Source organism: Trebonia sp. (genome assembly GCF_049794275.1).
In the GTDB taxonomy this organism is placed as follows: domain Bacteria; phylum Actinomycetota; class Actinomycetes; order Streptosporangiales; family Streptosporangiaceae; genus Trebonia.
In genome coordinates this window covers 1-4,498 of the sequence record NZ_JBARCR010000089.1, presented here as the reverse complement: position 1 = coordinate 4,498, position 4,498 = coordinate 1, and the positions used below count along the sequence as shown (strand labels likewise).

Annotated in this window: 3 protein-coding genes and 1 pseudogene; 1 reads left to right on the top strand and 3 read right to left on the bottom strand. The window is 71.9% G+C overall.

The features are described 5' to 3' along the window. Both WA805_RS02360 and WA805_RS02355 read right to left on the bottom strand, forming a co-directional pair. A pseudogene (locus tag WA805_RS02360) lies at positions 1-390 on the bottom strand (hypothetical protein); the annotation flags it as partial. A 101-nt stretch (positions 391-491) separates the two neighbouring features. Further along, positions 492-2,606, bottom strand: coding sequence for a prolyl oligopeptidase family serine peptidase (locus WA805_RS02355; RefSeq protein WP_425241542.1), 2,115 nt, complete (start codon positions 2,604-2,606; stop codon positions 492-494). Between the two features lie 162 nt (positions 2,607-2,768). Here WA805_RS02355 and WA805_RS02350 point away from each other — a divergent pair, with 162 nt between their 5' ends. Further along, entirely contained in the window at positions 2,769-3,281 is a 513-nt protein-coding gene (locus tag WA805_RS02350; RefSeq protein ID WP_422275992.1) for an HNH endonuclease, read from the top strand. 24 nt (positions 3,282-3,305) lie between these two features. Here WA805_RS02350 and WA805_RS02345 read toward each other — a convergent pair. Then, positions 3,306-4,498 (bottom strand): ABC transporter permease (locus WA805_RS02345; RefSeq protein ID WP_425241541.1); only part of this gene is annotated, 1,193 nt, incomplete at its 5' end.

Sequence of the window (4,498 nt, the reverse complement as noted above, 5' to 3'; positions counted from 1 at the left end):
GTTGGCTTCCGCGACGGCCGCCGCCTCGGCCGCCGTGACCTGCTCGCCCGCGGCAGCCGCCGCGCCCCGCCGCCGCCGGTAGTCGAGCCCGCCCCGGACGATTCGCGACGTCGCCGCCCCGTTCCTGAACTGCGGCAGCAGGGTCCGGGCGGCCCGCTCGGTCACCCGGTTGATCACCCGGTACACCACGAACCGGATGAGCAGCGCGAGCAGCACCACGAAGATCACCCGCAACAGCAGGTGCACGGGCCCGGCAACGAACTGGCTGGTCACCTGCGCGGCCCGGCCGTCGTGTGACAGGTCCCACACCAGGCGGCAGGCGACGCCGGGGCTGTCGCCGCAGCTTCCGGTCAGCGTCGTCGGCGCCTGATCCGCGCCTAGAACCGCCACCTGGACATGGGACAACACGAGAACCTCCCGGCAAAAGGCAAAAGGCAAAAGGAACGTGACCGCTGCTGGCGAGGCTAACCGGTCAGCACCCGGGAGACGGGTCAATTCCCGAGCCCGGTCTCTTTCGCCGCGAACGCAAGGCAGTCGCCGGCCAGTGCGGCGGCCAGCGACACCGCCCGCTGGCCGTGTCCCACCTGCCCCTCCGCGCGCAGCAGCACCGGCCGCGACGACGACGTCGCGTGCTGCAAAGCGGCGCACATCTTGTAGGCGTGCAGCGGGTGCACTCGCGTGTCGTTGGTGAACACGGTGAACAGCACCGCGGAGTACGCCACCCCGTCAGCAACCCGGTGATACGGCGAATACCCCAGCAGCCACGGCAACTCAGTGGCCGACGACGCCGAACCGTACTCCGTGTTCCACGTCTCCCCGAGCCCGAACCGCTCGTACCGCACCATGTCGAGCAGCGGCGCCGAGCAGACGACAGCGGAAAACAGCGACGGCCACTGCGTCAGCGCCGCCCCGACGAGCAGCCCGCCGTTCGACCCGCCCCACGCCGCCAGCCGCTCCGCCGACGTGACCCCCGACGCGATCAGCCAGGAGGCCGCCGCGTGGAAGTCGTCGAACACGTTCTGCTTGCGGTCGAGCATCCCCGCCCGGTGCCACTCCTCGCCCTCCTCACTGCCGCCGCGCAGCGCCGCGATCGCGTACGCGCCCCCTGCTTCGACCCAGGCGAGGATGCTGGGGGAGTAGCCGGGGGTCATGCTGATGTCAAAGCCCCCGTATCCGTACAGAACTGTAGATTTTTCTCCGGAACGTACGGTTCCTTCGCCTCCAGGCTCCAGCAGCACCATCCGGACGTCCGTGCCGTCAGCCGACTGGAACGTGATCTGCGACGCCCGGACCGCGGGCGGGTCGGAGACCGAGCCGGGCGACGTCGCCCAGGTGTCCACGGCGCCGGTCGTCGCGTCGTAGCGCAGCACCACGGGCGGCGTCGTGTAGTCGGTGTACCCGAACCAGGCTTCGTGCCCGCCCTCGGGCCGCTCGGCGATCCCGCCGACCGAGCCGATCCCCGGCAGGCCGAGCGTCGCCAGCCGCGAGCCGGTGGCCAGGTCGTGCACGGTGACCTCGCTCACCGCGTGCCTGGTCCTGGACACGACGAGCACCGGCCGGGTCAGCTCGTCGTCGTTGTCCTCGCCGTCATTGTCAAGGATCGCGAACCCCCGCAGCACCGCAGAAGGATCCTCGGGAATCAGGTCCCGCCACCCTTCCGGCCCCGGAGCGGCCGGGTCCGCGACGCAGATCCGGCCGCGCGGCGCGTCCAGGTCGGTGAACACGTACAGCCGGCCGTCCCGGCCGGCCCGCAGCGAGGTCTGCGCGTCGAGCCCCACGGTGACCGGCGTGAACGCCGGCGCCGCCGGGTCGGACGCGGACAGGTCGGCCAGCCACACGTCCTCGCGCGGCGCGGTGCCGATCGACGCCCACAGCATCAGCCAGCGCCCGTCCCTGCTGACGCTCGCCCCGTAGTAGGTGGTCTTGTCCCTGCCCTCGCCGAACACCAGCGCGTCCGTCTCCGGCGCCGTCCCCACCACGTGCAGGTACAGCCGCCGGTGGTACTGGCTCTCGCCGTCGGGCACCGCCTCGGGAGGCAGCCGGCGCACGTAGTAGAAGGCCTTGCCGCCGGGCAGCCACGCCACCCCCGAGTACCGGCACCGGTCGATCGGTCCGTCCACGAGCTCGCCTGAGGCCACGTCCATGACCCGGAGCAGCGATTCCTCGTCGCCGCCCGACGACAGCTGGTAGGCGAGCAGCCGTCCCTCCTTGTCCGGCTGCCACGCGTCCAGCGTCGTCCGCCCGGATGGGTCGATGGCGACGGGATCGATGAGCGCCCGTTCGCCCGCGTCATCGGCGACGTAGAGCACGCCGTGCTCCTGGCCGGGGTCACGCCGGCTGTAAAACCGCGCCGTGCCGCGCCAGGCGGGCACGCCCACGGCGCCGACCTGCATCAGCTCGCGCACCCGCCCGGCGAACCTGTCGCGGTCAGGCAGTTCCGCCCGGTAGGCGGCCCACAGCTCTTCCTCGGCGGCGAGCCATTGGCTGGTCTGCGCCGAGCCGGCGTCCTCGAGCCACCGGTAAGGGTCCGCGACGCGGTGCCCGAAGAGGTCCTCGGTCAGATCCAGGCGCGGCGCGGGCGGGTACTGGGGGGTGAAAGAAGCCATGTGCGCACCCTAACGCCAGCTCGTTACGCTCCATTAACCGATAACACACCGGGGGCCTAGTACTCTATTGGTGTTAGCGGAGGCACGTGGCTTCGGTCACGCCAGGGCGAGGGTCCTGGTGATGCGAGCGGCGCCTCACGACGGTGCCTGCGGAGGTGCCAGTTGCGACGCGTGCTGCTGCTCAACGTGACGTACGAACCGCTGACCACAGTCGGGCTCAAGCGGGCGGTCTGCCTGGTGCTCTGCGACAAGGCGGAGATCGTGCATCACGACAGCGGCGGCCAGTTGCTGCACGCCGCGACCGTCTCGATTGCCACGCCGTCGGTGATCAGGCTCCAAAGATACGTGCGAATCCCGCAACGCAACCGAGTGCCGCTCACTAGAGCGGCACTTATGCGCAGGGACAACTACAAGTGCGCGTACTGCGGCCGGCACGCCGAGACGATCGACCACGTGCTCCCGCGCAGCCGCGGCGGCCAGCACGCCTGGGAGAACTGCGTCGCGTCCTGCACGATGTGCAACCACCGCAAGGCAGACCGGCTGCTCGAGGAGCTCGGCTGGAGCCTGCCCGTCGCGCCGGCCGTCCCCCGCGGCGCGCACTGGCGGCTCATCGGCGCCCAGTACGACGGCGACCCGCAGTGGGAGACCTATCTGGGCGCCACCAGCGCCGCCTGACGTTCGCCGGCCGCGCCCGCGAGATCACTCGGCGCGCAGCAGCTGGCTGGTGTGCGCGCGAGCGGCTGTCCGGGCCGGCAGGATAGCGATGCCCAGCGACGCCAGCAGGAAGCCGCCCGCGATCGCGGCCAGCAGCCAGCCCGGGTAGACAGTGAACGGCACCACCCCCAGATTGCCCGCAAACAGCCGCCAGAGCGCCCGGCCGAGCACCACCCCGAGCGGGACACCGGCCGCGATGCCGGCCAGGGCCACCGTCGCCGCCTGCCAGAACACGGTGGCGGCGAGCTGCGGGCGGACGAACCCGAGGGCCTTGAGCAGGCCGCTCTCCTGGCGCCGCCGGGCCACGCTCACCGCCAGCAGGTGAGCCAGCGCGGCGATGCCGGCCACCGCCACCACGATCGCGACGATCAGCGGGAAGTTGGCCGACTCGCCGAAGCTGGCCAGCGAGCTGGGAACGCTGGGCAGTGTGAGGTTGCCCTGGGCCTTGCCTTCGAGCCGGGCCAGCGCGGCGTCCCCCGCGGCCCCGGGGACGGTGTGCAGCAGCACGAGGTCGTCCTGGCTCTCGCGGCACTGCTTAACCCGAGCCGGGCCGAGCGCCGCCGGGCACCGGATGCCCAGGTAGAGGTCGTTCATCAGGACCGCGCCGTCGCCGATGCCACCGGTTCCGAAGTCGGCCGGGAGCGGCAGCGTGCCGACCACGCGCAGCGGCACGGTCCGCGGCTTCCCGTCCGGGCCAGCGAACGTCACCGGGACGGTGCCGCCGATGTGCGTGCCCAGCTTGCGCAAGGTGGCCGAGCCGAGCGCGACTTCGTCGTCGCGGGCGGGCAGCCGCCCGTCCGACAACGACAGCAGTGTGGCTCCTTTCGTCGGCGTTGCGGCCAGCGCCTGCACGTTGAGCGAGCCGATCCGGACCGGCGGCCCGCTCAGCTCCGTGATCCGGTCGACCGCCGGTTCCTGCTTCAGCGCGTTGACCACGATCTGGGCGGGTGGCGCCCCGGTGCCGTTTACGTTGACGTAGGCCGTGAACGGGTCACCGTACAGCTCGGGCGAAGCCAGCAGGTGCGACAGGCTGGCGCCGAACACCGCGATAGCGCACAGCGCGGTCACCGCCGCGACTGCGCCGGCCAGCCCGGCCCGCACCGGAGCGGCGCTGGCACCCCGGCCCCGGTGCATTGCCTGCCGGATCCCGAGGACCGCCGTCGCGGGCAGTCCTGCCG